General features: G+C 61.6%; 14 protein-coding genes. 4 read left to right on the top strand and 10 right to left on the bottom strand.

The features are described 5' to 3' along the window. Positions 1 to 159: 159 nt before the first annotated feature. Together BCA01S_RS14490 and BCA01S_RS14485 are read right to left on the bottom strand one after the other, a co-directional pair. Complete coding sequence (locus tag BCA01S_RS14490; protein WP_027777513.1) at positions 160 to 480, bottom strand: hypothetical protein; 321 nt, start codon at positions 478 to 480, stop codon at positions 160 to 162. A gap of 169 nt (positions 481 to 649) precedes the next feature. Then, positions 650 to 1,549 carry a transporter substrate-binding domain-containing protein gene (locus BCA01S_RS14485; RefSeq protein WP_042318649.1) on the bottom strand — a complete coding sequence of 300 codons (900 nt, stop codon included), beginning with the start codon at positions 1,547 to 1,549 and terminating at the stop codon, positions 650 to 652. Between the two features lie 322 nt (positions 1,550 to 1,871). Between BCA01S_RS14485 and BCA01S_RS14480 the strand changes: the two genes are divergently transcribed. From BCA01S_RS14480 to BCA01S_RS14460, 4 genes are all read left to right on the top strand, one after another. Then, complete coding sequence (locus BCA01S_RS14480) at positions 1,872 to 3,218, top strand: class I SAM-dependent methyltransferase (RefSeq protein WP_027777511.1); 1,347 nt, start codon at positions 1,872 to 1,874, stop codon at positions 3,216 to 3,218. A gap of 252 nt (positions 3,219 to 3,470) precedes the next feature. Beyond that, positions 3,471 to 4,637 carry an HPP family protein gene (locus tag BCA01S_RS14470; RefSeq protein ID WP_027777510.1) on the top strand — a complete coding sequence of 389 codons (1,167 nt, stop codon included), beginning with the start codon at positions 3,471 to 3,473 and terminating at the stop codon, positions 4,635 to 4,637. Between the two features lie 131 nt (positions 4,638 to 4,768). After that, a complete protein-coding gene (locus BCA01S_RS14465; protein ID WP_027777509.1) occupies positions 4,769 to 5,185 on the top strand; it encodes a MarR family winged helix-turn-helix transcriptional regulator in 417 nt (138 codons plus the stop codon). A 2-nt stretch (positions 5,186 to 5,187) separates the two neighbouring features. Continuing rightward, complete coding sequence (locus BCA01S_RS14460; protein WP_027777508.1) at positions 5,188 to 6,987, top strand: chloride channel protein; 1,800 nt, start codon at positions 5,188 to 5,190, stop codon at positions 6,985 to 6,987. 16 nt (positions 6,988 to 7,003) lie between these two features. On the opposite strand, the gene BCA01S_RS14455 is transcribed toward BCA01S_RS14460, so the two are convergent. From BCA01S_RS14455 to BCA01S_RS14420, 8 genes are all read right to left on the bottom strand, one after another. After that, positions 7,004 to 7,549: a DUF488 domain-containing protein gene (locus tag BCA01S_RS14455; protein WP_027777507.1), complete on the bottom strand. Its 546-nt coding sequence runs from the start codon at positions 7,547 to 7,549 to the stop codon at positions 7,004 to 7,006. A gap of 140 nt (positions 7,550 to 7,689) precedes the next feature. Beyond that, positions 7,690 to 9,123, bottom strand: coding sequence for an efflux transporter outer membrane subunit (locus tag BCA01S_RS14450; protein ID WP_027777506.1), 1,434 nt, complete (start codon positions 9,121 to 9,123; stop codon positions 7,690 to 7,692). 10 nt (positions 9,124 to 9,133) lie between these two features. Beyond that, positions 9,134 to 10,705, bottom strand: a complete 1,572-nt coding sequence (locus BCA01S_RS14445; RefSeq protein WP_027777505.1) for a DHA2 family efflux MFS transporter permease subunit — start codon at positions 10,703 to 10,705, stop codon at positions 9,134 to 9,136. A 6-nt stretch (positions 10,706 to 10,711) separates the two neighbouring features. After that, entirely contained in the window at positions 10,712 to 11,830 is a 1,119-nt protein-coding gene (locus BCA01S_RS14440) for an HlyD family secretion protein (protein WP_027777504.1), read from the bottom strand. Between the two features lie 110 nt (positions 11,831 to 11,940). Further along, complete coding sequence (locus tag BCA01S_RS14435; RefSeq protein ID WP_027777503.1) at positions 11,941 to 12,360, bottom strand: MarR family winged helix-turn-helix transcriptional regulator; 420 nt, start codon at positions 12,358 to 12,360, stop codon at positions 11,941 to 11,943. Between the two features lie 86 nt (positions 12,361 to 12,446). Beyond that, positions 12,447 to 12,869 (bottom strand): MarR family winged helix-turn-helix transcriptional regulator, encoded by a 423-nt coding sequence (locus BCA01S_RS14430; protein WP_027777502.1) that lies wholly within the window; start codon positions 12,867 to 12,869, stop codon positions 12,447 to 12,449. A 63-nt stretch (positions 12,870 to 12,932) separates the two neighbouring features. Further along, the gene (locus BCA01S_RS14425) at positions 12,933 to 13,823 is read right to left on the bottom strand and encodes a transglutaminase family protein (RefSeq protein WP_027777501.1); all 891 of its coding nucleotides are present in this window, start codon (positions 13,821 to 13,823) and stop codon (positions 12,933 to 12,935) included. Next, positions 13,820 to 16,453: a circularly permuted type 2 ATP-grasp protein gene (locus BCA01S_RS14420; protein WP_027777500.1), complete on the bottom strand. Its 2,634-nt coding sequence runs from the start codon at positions 16,451 to 16,453 to the stop codon at positions 13,820 to 13,822. The genes BCA01S_RS14425 and BCA01S_RS14420 overlap by 4 nt, the downstream gene beginning before the upstream one ends. Positions 16,454 to 16,480 lie beyond the last annotated feature (27 nt).

Genomic DNA, 16,480 nt, shown 5'->3' with positions numbered 1-16,480 from the left:
CGGTGCTGGCGCAGCGCGCTGCTATTTCAGGCGCCCGCGTGGAAAAAGCGGTTGTTACTATCTTATGACGCCGTGCGCGCGCGTCGCAATGTACTCTGCTTCGTTGCCTACTCCATTGCACCATTGCTTGCCGCAGTGCGCGCCAATTTCCCGCATCGCTCAGGATGACAGCCGGATTTCAATTACGCCTTGCGGCTCGTGAACCGCACGAAGCAGCAGAGCGTCGACGCATTCGGTCAGCTCACGAAGCATTGCCGTTGCCTCACCATCCAGTTCCATTGGATGCGACTTTCGTAGTTCCCGCAACGTTTCTCCGACTCGCCTGATCGCCTTCGGTCCGCTATCGACTAGCGGCCAGCAATGCATCAGATAACCCAACGGCGTGATGCTGCGTCGTTCGCACCAGATATCGAAGAGACGGAAGCAGATCGAGTTGATATGCTCCACCTCGGTTTCACGCTGCGACGGATAGGAAATCATCTCTGTTACCCGGTTAGGCCATTTTGATTCATCCATCATAGAACGATAGTCGTCGCGCAACAGTCAGACAGCGCGGATGATCCGTCAAGGGTATCCTGATTCGGGGGTAAGGAAATCCTGACCCCGCTCGCCGGTTCTCACGAGCGACGCGGCATTCCCTCTCTCCCCGCTAGGGCGCACGCGCGCGCACGGCCACCGGCCACTGCGCCCAATACTCTTCTGGAATCTTTCGGTCAGCCGCGGACAGATAGCGGTTGTCCAGTTCTATCACCTTCCTCTCGCGCAAATTGGCTTGCGCCAGCGCGTGCTGAATGTACGGGTGCGAATCGAAGAGCCGTATATATGAGCCGTCTTTGTAAGCCGCCATGAAGCCGCGCTCTATTGTTATAGCGAGCTTTGGATCATGACGAGCCACATAAAAGAGAAAATCCGACCGGTACTTGAGCAGCAACCGTTTTTCGACCGTCAGGTCTGGCTCCGCCTGCTTGCGCGCGTCGACTTCGGGGAACGCCTCGATTACGCCCCGCGGGTAATAATCTATTCGTCCCGCGCGCGTCATTGCGAATAACGTGTCCGTGCTGGACGTCTCCACTTTCAGGCCGGCGTCGAGCAGAACTTCCGTGTCGACCCAGTCGAGCCCCTGGCCCGCGGTCAACCGGCGCAGATCTGCTACGTTGTCGACCTTGTCGAAGTCGGCCTGCCGGTCTTTCCTTATCACAAACACGCGATAGCCGATCAAGCCGCGGTTCACCGGAATGTGGACCACGTTCAGCCCGGTTTCCGCCCGGCTGTCCATGCTGGTCCAAAGAAGATTAATGGAGTCGCCGTCGGCCAGCTCAGCCAGCGCGCGGCCGCGCTCCATGGTCACGTCGGCCTGACGAATCGTATAGGTGACTTTTGCCGATCTCATCGCGAGGTCCAGCACTGCAAGTGCAAATGCCGCATGAACCTCACCGCCGGTGCGGATTCGCGGATGAACGATGTCGAAGTCGGCAGACGACCCGGCATACGGCCGGCCAAGCATGCCGGCCGTGCTCAACGCCGCGAGTACAAAGCTCCTGCGCTGCATGATGTTATGGACGTATGGTTCTATGGCGCCCCCGTTGGCGCCATCATGTAAGCATCCTGTCACTGCGCTGAAAGCTTGGCAATTAGTAGAAGCAGACGGAACTTGCGCGGTGAGCCTCGCTGCAATGTCGATTCGCGGGCATTCGACTCTCATGGAAAACCCTCGACGCACGTCGGTATGCCGAGTCTGGAAAAGCTCCGGATAGCTAACTGTAATGACTGTTTCACTGGTGCGACGACGCCAGAACCCGCCGGCGGGTTCTTTCTTGCGGCACGAATGATGCTTGAGGAAATCATCCACGTTGTTGCAAGGAGTCAACGCCATGACGCTCTGGAGCCTTTTGCGTTCGCCAGCGGAACAGCAGATCGCCGGCATGCCGCTGCCCTGCTCTGTGGCCCTGCCCGACGGTCAGCGCATCGGCGCGCGCGAGCCGCGTCTGTCGTTCGAGATACGCGACACGAGGGCGCTCTTGCATCTGACTCAGGGCGCGATCGGGCGACTCGCGGAAGACTACGTGGAAGGCCGGCTGGAAATAGACGGCAGCATGCACGACCTCATGGCAGCGGCGCCGGCTTTGCTGCGCAGCGATCCCACACACGAAACACATGGATGGCTGCTGGACCACGTGAGCCGCGCGCGCCGCGCGATCTGGGAGCGCACGCACCATAGCCGCGCCAAAGACGCCGCTCAGATCCAGCATCACTACGACGTCTGCGACGATTTTTACGCGCTGTGGCTCGATCCGCTGCGCGTGTACTCATGCGCCTACTTTTCCTCGCCGGATATGTCGCTCGCCGACGCGCAGCAGGCCAAGCTCGACCACATCTGCAGGAAACTCATGTTGCGCTCCGGCGAGCGCTTTCTCGACGTCGGCGCGGGTTGGGGTGCGCTGTTGCTGTGGGCTGCCGAACACTACGGGGTTGCTGCGACCGGCATTACGCTTTCCAGGAACCAGCACGCGTACGTCAACCGACTGATCGAGCAAAAGGGACTTCAGGGCCGCGTGACGATGCTGCTGCAGGACTACCGGGACGTCGATGAATCCGCGCCCTTCGACAAGATCGCGTCGGTCGGCATGTGCGAGCACGTCGGTCGGCCGAACCTCCCGGCGTACTTTGCGAAGATGCGACGTCTGCTCAGACCCGGCGGTCTCATGATCAATCACAGCATTACTGCGGGCGGCGCCGACAACGCGGAAGTCGGCGGCGGTATGGGCGACTTCATCGACAGATACATTTTTCCGGGCGGCCAACTGGTACACATAAGCGTAATGATGAATGCGATGACGCGCGGCAATCTCGAGCCGGTAGACGCAGAATGCCTGCGTCCGCATTACGCACGAACGCTGTGGCATTGGGCGGATGCACTGGAAGCACATCTCGATCAAGCACGTCAAGTGCTTGGCAAGGACGCGGAGAAAATTATCCGCGCGTACCGGCTGTATCTGGCCGGATCGGCAATGGGATTCGAGCGCGGCTGGACGTCGCTATTCCAGATTCTCGCGTCGCGCCCCGCAGAGTCGGTAAAAGCCGATGATGGTCACGCGGGCCGCATGCCATGGGCTCACAGCGACTATCCGTTCAATCGGACGTACATGTATGCGCGCGATCCTGCTATTGATCGGGTCAACGAGGTCGAACGCGCGAACGGTGGTCACGAAATTCGTTGAACCGCTGGTTTCTTTCGCCGGAAATCAGATCCACATTAGTTCTTTGGCGAAGTGCGGAATCTGATCAAGCGGATCGCCAATCGCAAAGAGCCCTGTTGCGTGAATGCCCTTCGCCGCCCGCATCACCCTTAGGCACGGCCGACGTTTTATATCATATTGAAATATAATTATGACCACACGGTATTCGCGTTGGCGCAGCTTTCGCGGGTATCTTCGCAGCCCAGTACAATCGACTAACTCCTCGTTCGCATCTTGTCCCGCTCCATCGTCCTGCGCTGGCTTTCCAGCTTTATTCCCGTTCCGGTCACGGTCAAATGGCAGGAGCGCGCGCGCTCATGTCTGGGTGCGCTGCTCGGTATCGCATTCACCGGCGGCTCGATGTATCTGCTGTCGGGACCGGGCGCGAACATTCCTCTGCTGGTTGCGCCGATGGGCGCTTCCGCCGTACTGCTGTTCGCTGTACCCGCGAGTCCGCTCGCGCAGCCATGGTCGATCATCGGCGGAAATCTCGTTTCCGCGACGATCGGCGTGACGTGCGCGAACGTGATCGTCGATCCCACACTGGCGGCCGCGGTGGCTGTCGCGCTTGCCATTTGCGGTATGTTCGCGCTTCGCTGCGTGCACCCGCCGTCGGGCGCCGTCGCGTTGACCGCCGTGCTCGGGGGCCCGGCCATTCATGCGCTCGGCTACCGGTTCGTGCTCGAACCGATCGCGGTACAGTCGGCCGCGTTGCTGGCCGCCGCGATCGCCTACCACGCCGCCACCGGCCACCGTTATCCGCATTCAGCACGCGCGTCGCGCGGCGCAGCAGGCAGTACTGCAGACGCCGACTCGCGCGCCGGCTTCACACGCGCCGATCTGGAGGCCGTCCTCAAACGCCGCAGCGAAATGCTCGACATCGACCCGGACGACCTGGAATCGCTGCTGCGCGAGACTCAGCTTCAGGCCTTCTCACGCAGTTTCAACGAACTGACCTGCGAGAACATCATGTCGCGTCATGTGGTGTCGGTGTCGGCGGGCACCCGCGCGGTCGCTGCGTGGGCATTGTTGAAACGCAACAAGGTGAAAGCGCTTCCGGTGATCGACGCGGACCACAGCCTGATCGGCATAGTCACGCGTGCAGATCTCGTCGATAAAAGAATTTTCGGCCAGTTCGTGCCGTTCATTGCGTACATAGACGGCTGGCTGCGCGGCGATGCGCTGCGTGCGCCAACGGTCGGCAGCGTGATGACCACCGACGTCTGCACCGTCAGGACCAATGCGCCGATTACCGACCTCGTGCCGATGTTCGCCAACTACGGTCACCACCATATTCCTGTGCTGGATACCGCTGGCCACGTGGTCGGCATGATTACGCAAGTGGATCTCATATCCGGGCTCTATCGGCAGACAGTGGTCAAGGCGCAGCAGGCCGCGTGATCGCAGCACCGCAACGCACTGCGCGCGGTTGCACGCCAAACCGCAACGGGCAACGTTGAAGCGGGAGTTGCGCCCTCAAAATTACATCATTTCGTGATATAGTTTTTGCTTATCTACACCGGCGGTGAGCAATGAAAGAACGGTCTCCAGGATTGCGTAAAGCCGACTTCGAGCAACTGTCGGAGTTTCGCTATCAGATGCGGCGCTTCGAACGGTTTTCGGAACAGGCCGCGCAAAGCGAAGGCATTACGCCGCTGCAGTATCTGTTGCTGCTGCATATCAAGGGATATCCAGAGCGCGACTGGGCGACTGTCGGCGAACTCGCGGAGCGGCTTCAGGCTCAGCATCATGGCGTCGTCGCGCTGGTGTCGCGCTGCGAAGCACTCAATTTGGTGCGCCGTCAAACTAGCGAGACCGACCGCCGCCAGGTTGAAGTACACATTGAAAAAGCAGGCGAAAGAGTGCTTGCGAGACTTGCCGAGCTTCATCGCGCCGAGCTCAGATCGCTCAAGGGCGCCTTCCAGGTTCCTCAGATCGACCTCGACTAATCATGAACACCGACTCCCACAAGCGGGACTTCTCCGCCAACGCGCGACTGCCGGGCATTTTCGCGCTCGCCGCTTGCATCGGCGCAGTCAGCACGCTCGCAGCCTTCGTGTTGCTGAACCTGATTCATCTGTTCACGAACCTGTTTTTCTTCGGCACATTGTCGTTCGTCGAACGTTCGCCCGCCCATAACAGCCTTGGCGTTTGGGTCATTGGCGTGCCGATAATCGGCGGACTGATCGTCGGACTGATGGCGCGGTTCGGCTCGGAAAAGATTCGCGGGCATGGCATTCCCGAGGCGATCGAGGCGATCCTGTTCGGCAAAAGCCGGATGTCGCCCAAAGTGGCCGTGCTCAAGCCGTTGTCGTCAGGCATCGTGATCGGCAGCGGCGGTCCGTTCGGCGCTGAGGGCCCCATCATCATGACGGGCGGCGCGCTCGGTTCGCTGATTGCGCAATGCTTCAAAGTCACGTCCGCGGAACGGAAAACGCTGCTCGTGGCAGGCGCAGCAGCAGGCATGACCGCCGTGTTCGGCACGCCCGTGGCGGCGGTGCTGCTGGCCGTGGAATTACTGCTCTTCGAATGGCGGCCACGCAGTTTTCTGCCCGTGGCCGTGGCCTGCGCGGTGGCCGGTTTCGCTCGCGCGGCGTTCTTCGGCACAGGTCCATTGTTTCCGCTCGAAACAGCCGCGCCAGATGGGTGGTCGCTATTTTCTTGCCTGATTGCAGGGCTTTTGTCCGGCGCGCTCGCGTCGGGACTTTCCGCCGCGCTTTACAAAACCGAAGACCTGTTCGGCAAGCTGCCAATCCACTGGATGTGGTGGCCCGCACTCGGTGGCGTCGTAGTGGGTATCGGCGGGTGGCTCGAGCCGCGAGCACTTGGCGTAGGTTATGACGTGATTGGCGACCTCCTGCATCAACACATTGCATTGCAGATCGCCATCGTGCTGCTCGCGGTGAAAGCCATCATGTGGGTCGTCGCGCTCGGGTCGGGTACATCCGGTGGCGTGCTCGCCCCGCTGCTGATGCTCGGTGCGGGACTGGGCACCGTTCTCTCACACTGGCTGCCCGGCAATCAACCTGCACTGTGGCCGCTCGTCTGTATGGCGGCAACGCTCGGCGCGACACTCGGTGCGCCGTTGACCGCCATCGTCTTCGCGTTCGGCCTCACGCACGACAGCAACGCGCTATTGCCTTTGCTCACTGCTACGCTAGTCGCTCACGGCTTTGCCACGGTCACCATGCGCCGCTCGATCATGACGGAAAAAATCGCGCGACGTGGCTATCACATCTACCGCGAATACGGCGTGGACCCTCTTGAGCGTCATCACGTGGACGAGGTGATGACAACCTCCGTCGAATCAATCGAAGCCGACATGACGGTCGGCACGGCGCTCGACAGATTCTTCGGTGCAAAGCAGACGCGTCGCGCGTACCCGGTGGTGCGTGGCGCCGTGGTAATCGGCGTGGCCGATCGCGCGCTGCTCGAACAGTTTCGCGACGAGGACCCGAACCTGCGGCCCGCCATGAGCGTCGCGGACGTCTTCGCTCAGCGCTCACTGACGTTCGCGTTGCCCTCGGAGACCTGCCGTCTCGTGGCGACGAGACTGGCAGTGCACGACCTCGAGCGATTGCCCGTTGTAGCCGATGCAAAGTCGATGCGTCTTGTCGGCATCGTCTCGCGCAGCGATCTCGTCAAGCCGTCGCTCAGTCACTTTGAAGAAGAGCACAAGAAAGAGCGGTTTCGCCGTCTGACGCCGGCGCGTGGCAAACGGCGATTCGCGCCCATCGGCAAAGCGGGCTAATTGAAACCGGTCCGCTTCAATGCGAAGCGGACTGCGCCGGATAGACGAGCAAACCGTCGGGCTGCACGCTGGCACCCGGCGTGATAGTCGCCGGATTCACGTGATGCGCATCCATGATGTGCATTACCGTTTCACCGTGCACCAGCAGATAGTCCGTAATGATGCGCCGGTGACAGCGCCACCACACTGCCTCCGAGCACATGATCGCGCAGCGCCTGCGATGTCCGAGTTCGCGAAGTTCTGCCAGGCCCTTTTGAAAAGGGTCCGTCATGGCGTAATCGGCATAGTTTCGAAACGCGGGGTGGGTCCAGTACCCGTTCGGAGACGGACCCTCATCTTTGCGGCGGCCACGACGCCCTCCGAGTTCCGCCAGATGCAGGTACTTGATACGAGCTGGCGCCAGCGACTCCGGCAGCGTATCGCGGTTGAACTGCGGGTTAGTACGAGAACGTGGAATGCTGCGCACGTCGACTAATGTTTCGACCTCCGAAGTATTTAGCAAATCAATCAGTTCGGACAGCGTGCGCGTGGAGTGCCCAATTGTGAAGAACGGCCGTGCCATCATGTCCTCGTCGGCTTCGTCGCGTCATCGGATTGTATCGTTACGAAGGCGTAAGCCAACCGCCTTCCCGCCTGCACTTTCGCCACGCATTCCGCATGCCCGCACGATCTCAACCCGCATTGCACCGGGCACATAGCAGGTCAATTATTCGACGACACTGCCGTCACCGTTTCAGGAACATCCCAGCCGCCGCCCAGCGAACGATATAAGGCAACGGCGGCAAGCGCATGCTCGCGCTTTGCCTGGTTCAGCGATTCGGCGTCGCGCAAGTACGCCTCCTGCGCAGCGAGGACATCGAGGAAACTGGACGCACCGCCTTTGTAAAGGTCACTCGACAAACGCAACGCTTGATTCGACGCATCCAGCGCGCCTCCAAGGCGCTCGACTTGTACAGCGCCATTTACCAGCTCGCTGCGCGTATCTTCGATCTCTTTTAACGCTTGCAGCATCGCCTGCTGCAGGCCAAGTTGCGATTCACGCATGCGGCTTTCGCTCGCATCGATATTTGCGGTAATTCGGCCGGCGTTGAAGATCGGGCTCGTCGCGCTCAATGCTGCGCTAAACAGGTTGTCGGTCAGCGTGGGCAGTCCGAGGTACGAAGAGGCCAGCAAACCATCAGCGAGATTCAACCTGAACTTGGGGTAGCGCTCGGCCTTCGAGACGCCCACTTCCGCGGCGCGCCGCTCGACGGTGGCATACGCGGTGCGCACGTCGGGCCGCTGCAACAATGCTTCTGATGGCAGCACCTGCGGCACACGTTGTGCAGGCACGGGAATGTCGCGCGCATCGGCGAGCAACAGGTTATCCACGCTCTCCGGTGTGCGTCCCGAGTAAACCGCGATCAGACTGAGTTGATGCTGCACGGCCGTCTGCATGCGTGGAATCTGCGCCTGCAAGTCCTGCAACTGGTTCTGCGCGCGCGCGACGTCGAGTTGTGACGACAGGCCGTAATGCAGACGCTGTTGCGTGAGCTTCAGCGCGCGAGCGCGTATCTGCTCGTTCTCGTTCAGAATCTGCAGCTGCGCCTGAGCCCAACGCAGATCGATATAGGCTGCTGCCGCATTGGCGGCGAGCGCAAGCCGTACCTCGTTCAACGCCGACTGCCGGCCCGACACTTGTGCTTGCGCCGCCAGAACGGCCAGACGCTCCCCGCCGAATACATCCGGCGCCCAGCTGGCCGTGAGTCCGGCACCCGCCTGGCGCACGTATCCGAGCGGCGGCGGTGTGTTTTGACGCGAATACGACGCGGTGGCACCAGCATTCAACTCGGGGAGCAAGGCAGCGCGATTCTGCGTGACCAGGTCCTGCGCCTGCCTGACGCGCTCCACCGCCGCCTGCACATCCAGATTGCCGGTCAATACCGACTCGACCAGCCGATGCATGACAGGGTCGCCAAACTGATCCCACCACACGTTGGCGCTCACACTGTCTTGCGGCGCGTCCACGCTCCACGCTTGCGGCGCGAGCGCGCTCACCGTCTGCGGCAGATCCGCGTGCGTCGCCGGCTGCACGGCGCATGCGGCAAGCGCCAGCGTTAGAGCGCTTGTGAGTACTTTGAGAGCGATCGTTTTCATCATCAGGTCCTCAATGAGCATCGGGCGGGGGCGCGGCATTTCCAAATGGGCGCGAGAAAATCACGCTCAGCAAGCCCACGACAAAACACAGCGACACGGCGAGAAAAGTGTCGGAGAAGGTGAGCACCAGAGCTTCTCGCATCAGAACCGCATGCAATGCGCCGAGTCCTGCATTGGCGGCATTCAGCGCGTTTCCACCGAGTGCCGCGAAATGCGCGGCTTGCTGTTGCAAGACCGATTCGACTACCGGACGACCCGCCGTCAAGTGTTCATCGAGCCGCTCGTAGTGCAAATTGAGCCGGTCGTTGAGCATCGTGCTGCTCACTGCAATGCCGATTGCGCCGCCCAGATTACGCATCAGATTGAAGAGGCCGCTCGCGGACCGAAGTCGAGACGGCGGTAGTGAACCGAGCGCCATCGTGACGATTGGGGGAATGCAAAACTGTTGACCGATGCCCCGCAGCGCCTGCGGAATCAGCAACTCCTGCCAGCCCCATTCATGAGTGAGGGGAACATACAGATAACAACCAAGGCCGAACAACGCGAGGCCGAACACCATCAAGAGGCGCATATCGACAAAGCGCGCAAGCGTCGAGTACGCAACGAGTGCCAGCAACTGGAAACAGCCTACCGACAACAACGCAAGGCCGATCTGCAGCGAGTCGAAGCCGCGCACGCGAGACAGAAATACCGGCGTCAGGAAAACGGTGCAGAAGATCCCAATGCCCGTGATAAACGACAGCAAACTGCCGATGCCGAAATTGCGAACGGCCAACGCACGCAAATCGACAATCGGTTCCTTTGCGGTAAACGCATGCACCAGGAAAAGAAATCCGCAAATAGCCGATATCCAGGTGCACAGAACGATCACGTCGTCGCCGAACCAGTTCTTGCGCGGCCCTTCTTCGAGCACATATTCGAGGCAGCCGAGAAAGCCGGACATGAGCGCAATGCCCAGGTAGTCGCCTTTTTTCAACAGCGACAAATCAGCTTTATCGACATGCACGTATTTCGGCACCGTCAACGCGACGACAAGGCCTGGCGCCAGGTTCAAATAGAACAGCCAGTGCCACGACCATTGCGATGTGATCCATCCACCGATTACAGGCCCCACGGTCGGCGCGAGCGACGCAAGCGCGCCGATCGTGGTCGACGCGATCAGGCGTTGCTTGCCGGGAAACAACACGAATGCCGTCGTAAATACGGTCGGAATCATCGCTGCGCCGAGCGCACCTTGCAGGCCGCGAAACAGGATCATCGAATTGATGTCCCATGCGAGTCCGCACAACATGCTCGTGACGGTGAAGCCAAGTGCCGAGAACGCGAACAGCCAGCGCGTGGAAAACACGCGCGTTAGCCAGCCGGACATCGGAATCACCAGAATTTCAGCGATCAGATACGAGGTCTGCACCCACGACAGTTCGTCCTGACTAGCGGACAAGCCGCCGCCGATATCCTTGAGCGACGACGCGACGATCTGGATATCGAGCGTCGCCATGAAAAAGCCGAGACACATCAGCGCGAATGCAAAAACCTTCGTGCGCGTCGGCTGGTCGGCGGGATTGGCGAAAACGTCGGTCATGATGGTTTATCCGCGAGCCGGTGCGCTTTGAGCGCCGGCGTGATCAGCGCGGTCGAGGTGTACCTTTACCGTCGCCGAGAGACCGGGACGCAGCACGCCTTGCATGTTCTGCGGCACGATCAGGCGCACTCGCACCGGTACACGCTGCACGATCTTCGTGAAGTTGCCGGTCGCATTCTCGGCGGGCAGCACACTGAACGTTGCGCCGGTTGCTGGGGCGAGGCTCTCCACCACGCCGCGGATGCGTGTGCTGGAAGCGTCCAGATCGACATCGACCGTGTCGCCGACGCTCATCTTCTTCAGCTGGTCTTCCTTGAAGTTCGCGTCGATCCACAATCCGCTCGCGGGCACCACCGTCAGCAGCGAAACGCCGGTGTTTGCGAGCAGTCCGACGCGCGCGGTGCGATTACCCACGTAGCCGTCGATCGGGGAACGAATGGTGGTGTACTCGACGTTCAACGCCGCCACGCGCTGCGCCGCTTCCGCGGTGGCAATGCGGGCCAGTGCGTCGCCAATCTGCGCGTCGAGCACGGCTATTTGCCGCTGCGCCGCGATCAACGACGCGCCGCTGCGGTCCACCGCGGCATGAGCCTTGGTGAGATCGGCATTGGCACGCTCCACGACCTGATTCGATACCGCGTCGTCTTTCACGAGTTCGCGATAGCGAGCCTGATCCGCTGCGCTGCGCGTCAGTTCTGCACCGTTGGCGCGAACTTCCGCCGCCTGTTCGTCGATCGTTGCAAGCTGCAAAGATTTCTTCGCCTGCAATTCGGTCACGGCGGCCTGGGCGCTGCGGACCTCTGCCGTGGCTTGCGCGAGGCGTGCGTCGTAGTCCCGCGAGTCCAGCTTGACGAGTACTTGCCCCGCATGCACGAACTGGTTGTCCTTCACCAGCACGTCAGCCACGAAGCCATTCACCTTCGGCGCCATGACCGTGACGTCGCCGCCCACGTAAGCATCGTCCGTCGTTTCGACGAAGCGTCCCACGAAGAACCAGTACGACGCGGCGAGCGCCAGCACGGCAAGCACCGTGATGATCGCGAGCAGCATCCACGGAACGCGCCTGGCCGGTTTGCCGGCCTGCGCGGCGCCCGCTGGCGCAACAGTCGAAGGTGTAGTGGACATGATGGTTGTATGTGTGCGTATGCACTGGTCAAGTTGAAAAAATAGCGCCGATTGATGGCGCCCGTTCATTGCTTAGATTGCTACCGGTCTGTCATTGCCTTGTGCTCAATTCACAAGTGGCCGGTGATCGCGAACAACTCGCCGCGCAACGCTTGCGCACGTTGCCCGCCAAAGCTGTGCTCGAATTCGGCCTGCGCGGCGTGCCAGTGCTTTCGCCCCGCCTCGAGCCGCGCTTCGCCTTCTGTTGTGAGCGTGACCGACAGCGCTCGTGCGTCCGGGCCGTGCGCCTCGCTCAACAGCAGCCCGCTGCGGCGCAGCGGCTGGATCGTCCGAACCAGCGTGGTGCGCTGCATGCGCATGGCTTCAGCCAGTTGCTTCATCGTCATTGGGCCCGTGCGTTTGAGGCGGCCAAGCAAGGAGAATTGTGTGATCGTCAAGCCCACGCTTGCCAGATGGCGGTCGTAGATCTGCGAGACATAACGCGCCGCCTGGCGGATCGCGAAACAATCGTCGTCGAATGGCTCTTCCATCGCTGCAACTCCAATGAGTGCATACGCACACATACAGATATAAAAAAGCTCGCAAACGACAACTTTTCGCGAGCCATACTTCGGCGTTAGCCGGTAATTGTGAACAACTCGGCACGTAATGCCTTGGCGCGGTCGCGTCCGAACTTCTCTTCGAACTCGCTTTGCGCGGCACGCCATGCGATAGCCGCCTGATCGAAAGTCTTCTCGCCTTTCTCCGTCAGGCTGAACAGATAGGTCCTGCCGTCGTGTTCAGCCGATTCAGCAACCACCAGACCGTCTCGTTGCAGCGGTTTCATGGCGCGCACGAGCGTGGTGCGCTCCATCACCATTGCGTCTGCCAGATCCAGGATCGGCAAGTTCGGCGTGCGAGCGAGTTTCGCGAGAATGGTGAATTGCGCCGCCGTGACCCCCACCGTGCTGAGATGGCGCTCGTACAGCTGCGTGATGTGCCGCGCCGCCTGCCGCAGCGCAAAGCAATTGCATTCGTCGTAGGAGAGAGGACGGTTCATGCTTCGCAGTCTATGTGTGCATATGCACTTCGTCAAGTACTTTTACGCAGCGGAGGCTCGGTGCTAAAGCGCGAGAACCGTCACGCCCACTTCCACGCGATGCGCGCCCCCGCCAAGGATCATGCCGCGCAACAACGACACGTCGCTGTAATCGCGGCCAATAGCGAGCGTGACGTGGTCGGTATCGGCGAGCACATCGTTGGTTGGGTCGAGGTCGATCCAGCCGCTGCCGGGACAATGCACCGACACCCACGCATGCGACGCATCCGCACCGATCAGCCGCGGCTGCCCCGCTGGCGGATCATTACGCAGATAGCCGCTCACGTAACGCGCGGGCAAACCAAGCGAGCGCAGGCAGCCGATCATCACCTGCGCGAAGTCCTGGCACACGCCGCTCTTCAATTCGAACGCACGCTCGGCGGGCGTATCGAACATGGTCGCCGAAGGTTTGTACGCGAAGTCCTTGTGAATGCGGTGCATCAGATCGATCGCACCAGCGGCGACCGGCGTGCCGGGCGCAAAGCTCGGCAACGCATAATCGCGCAGCGACGGCCGCGGCACGATATTTGGCGACGCGAAGCAGAACTCCGCCTCGGCTCGAAACCGTCCGCCCACGCGAAACTCGAGCGCGTCGGCCACTTCTTCCCACGCCGGTGTGGCCTGAGGATCGAGATCGGCCCAGCGCGGCGTGAGCGCCACGGTCGTTTCGCTGACGAGTTGCAACCGCTCATGCGGCGTGTCGAGCGCGAAATAGAGAACGTCGTTGCCGAACGCATCGATACGGCTATTCAGATACGAGGGCCGCGGCTCGATGCGTTCGTCGTGCGACACGACGCGCTGCCAGGCGCAGACAATAGGCCGGATAGTCGCAAGATGCTGCGCGGTCTCCACATATGTCGAGTAGTGGTACGTGGTGCGGTGCGAAACCGACAGCACGACGGGCGCGTTTTTCATGACCACACCTGCGATGCCACCGTGCTGGCGTGGCTGAAATAGCGCGCACTGATTTCATGCGCCGCCGCGCCGACGAACCCGCCGATCTGATCGCATACCGCAGTCAGACTGCAATATCCGCCGTCCCGGTCCACCTCACACAGCGACGCAAGCGTCGGTAACGACGCGGCAGGCGGCATCAATTCCGCAAACGGACGATGCCGCGTGCTGCCCGCGGCCACCGCGATTTCGTCGAGTTTTTTGCGCAACCGCTCGTACACACCGTAAATTCCCCGCGGATTGGTCGGCTCGATCACCAGCAGATCGAGCAGAGCCGGCACTTCAAGGCGTCCCGGATAAAGCGAGCGGTAGGTGAGCGTGCTGTCGAACAACTGCAGCAGCAGATCGAAACCGGCCGGCGTGGCAAGCTGGCCTTTGTCGGCGGCCACGCGCACAAACGTGCTCATGGCGGACACGCGCTCGATATGCCGCCCGACGAACAGGAGCCGCCACGCCTCGTCGCGTGTCATACGGTCGCCCTGTGCGCCGCTGATCGCCGACAATTGCACCGACAGCCGTTCAAGCGCGTTCATCAGCGTGACGCGGTCGTAACGGCTGCTGCCATTCGTAGCACGGCCGTTCAGCGCTGCCGGTGGCAACGCATCGCTGATACCGGCAGCCGGCATCAGCTCCTGCAACGCGTCGCGGAAGTCGTTGCGCGCGGCGAGAATGATGCGCCAATGATCGTTCGACAACCGCCCGCGCACTTCGCCATTCGAGCGAGCCTGACAGTTCAGGTTCTGACCGATGCTCGCAGCGCCCGTGCTCTCGCTCAGATTGGCGACCAGCGCGCGCTCGAATGCTTGCGGCGTGTGCGGCACGGAGATGTCGCCTGCCTGCAGAAGTCCGCAGTGCAGCGCAAGTTCGACGAGCGTCGGGAGCATCGTGTCGGCATCGCTGCCTTCGAGCGAGCCCAGAATGAAGCGCAGCAGACGCACGTTGTTTTCCGCGCGTTCGCCGTAACGTCCGGCCCAGAAGAGGTTCTCCGCAGCGCGGCTCGACACGGTGCGATGCTTGCGCGCGAGGTCCGCAGGCTGCATCGGCGAAGGCAGCAGCGTGAAGGTCGACGTGGGCTGGCTGGACAGCACCCACGTGTCGACGCTGCTGCCGCCGTACTGCATGGATACCGTGGCCTGCCGCTCGGCGCCCATGCGCGTGAAGCCGCCGGGCATGACGTGCCAGCCGCCGTTCGCATCGGCGATCGCATACGCCCGCAACACGGAAGGACGCCCGCCGATCGTACCGTCCTCGTAACGCGGCGTGCAGGAAAGACGCTGCGCCTGCTGGATCGTATAGTTGCCGGGCGTCGCCTCGATACGCTCGCGCCACGTCGACAGCCGCTGTCTGCCCTGCTCGACGCCCGGCGGCGCATCGCGGGCCGCAACCGGCCACGTGGGCACGATAAAAGCTTCTTCGAGATGCGCGAACACGTGCTCGCGCGCCGCCTGTTCGCCGCACCACCAGGTGGCCACACTCGGCAAAACGAGGTCTTCGTCGAACAGCGTTTCGGCTATGCCGGGCAAAAATCCGTGCAAGGCGGGCGACTCGACAAAGCCGGACCCCGGCACGTTCGAAACGATTACATTGCCGGCACGCATGACCTGCAGCAGGCCAGGCACGCCGATGGTCGAGTCGGCTCGCAATTCCACGGGATCGCAGAACGCATCGTCCAGACGCCGCAGCACGACATGCACGCGTTCCAGACCGGCGAGCGTCTTCAGATAAAGCATGTCGCCGCGCACCGTGAGGTCTTTGCCTTCCACGAGTGTGACGCCCAGATAGCGCGCGAGAAACACATGCTCGAAGTAAGTCTCGCTGAAGGGCCCCGGCGTGAGCAACGCAATATGAGGCGTAGCATCGGCGCGAGGCGAATCGTGACGCATGGTCGCCTGCGCCGCCTGAACCAGCGTCGACATCAGCTGCGAATAGGTCGGCGCGAGGCGGCTTACGTGCATCGAACGGAACGGATCGGCAAATAGCGCCGAAACGATCAGCCGGTTTTCCAGCGCATAGCCGAGGCCGGAGGGCGCCTCCGTGCGATGCGCCATCACGGTCCACTCGCCGTTGGGCGCACGCGCGAGGTCGACAGCGACCACTTGCAGGAACTGCCCGCCAGGCGGCGCATAGCCCTTCACGGAGCGCAGATAGCCGGGATGACCGAACACCAGCGCGGGAGGCAACTGTCCGCGTTGAAGCAAGGTTTGCGACCCGTAGATGTCGGCGACGATCGCATTGAGCAGATGCGCGCGCTGTGTGACGCCTCGCTCGATATGCGCCCACTCGGCTTCGCTGATCAGAAACGGCAGCAGGTCGAGCGCCCACGCGCGGGGCTCGCCGTTATCCGCGTAGACGTTGTAGCTGATGTCGTTATCGCGGATCTGCTGCGCGACCGAAGCGCGGTGACCTTCGAGCCGCGCGATGCCGTCTTCGCCGAGCCGCTCGAAGAACTGCCGCCAAGGGGCGCGCAGCGCGCCCGACGCGTCGCGCAACTCGTCCCAATGTCCCTCGTGAGCGGGTAAAAGCCGCAACAGGGACGAAGCGTCCGCACGGGTCGCGGACGTTTCGAAGGGAAAAGTCGATTGAAAAGCCAAGGTCGTATCGTTATTGAAGGTGAGCTG

Origin of the sequence: Paraburkholderia caledonica NBRC 102488 (assembly GCF_000685095.1) — a bacterium.
Classification (GTDB): Bacteria; Pseudomonadota; Gammaproteobacteria; order Burkholderiales; family Burkholderiaceae; genus Paraburkholderia; species Paraburkholderia caledonica.
This window is presented reverse-complemented; position numbering and strand designations above follow the sequence as displayed.